Source organism: Rhizobium sp. SVR5-9E (assembly GCF_056755095.1).
Genome location: NZ_JBNDHS010000305.1, coordinates 1 through 333 on the forward strand (window position 1 = coordinate 1; position 333 = coordinate 333).

Here is a 333-nt window from a genome sequence, read left to right on the forward strand (position 1 = left end):
GCCTCTTTCTCCTGAAGTACTGGTAAGTCTTGTGAATCTTAATTTAAAATAATATCCTTCTGCATCTTTAACTACGTAAAAGCGATCACCATACACTTCAAGTCCGTTTACGCCGACAGGATTTCTCCAGTTGGATCCGATTACGCGCTGATCATTGTAAATAAATTTTGCCTGATCAATATCGGAAGTTTTAAAGCTGTTATACGCTTCAACTCCAGAAGTTGTGGCAGGGACAATTACTTCATAAGCACCCGCTCCTCCCACATTATTAATGGTCACGAAATCTGCATAAATATAACTTCCTGCTCCGCTAATTGTATTGGTAAATACGGT

1 protein-coding gene is annotated in these 333 nt (G+C 39.3%); it reads right to left on the reverse strand.

The genetic code is table 11. From position 1 onward, the window contains the following. Nucleotides 1–333 (reverse strand): HmuY family protein (locus tag ACPYOJ_RS34920; RefSeq protein WP_481420316.1); only part of this gene is annotated, 333 nt, incomplete at both ends.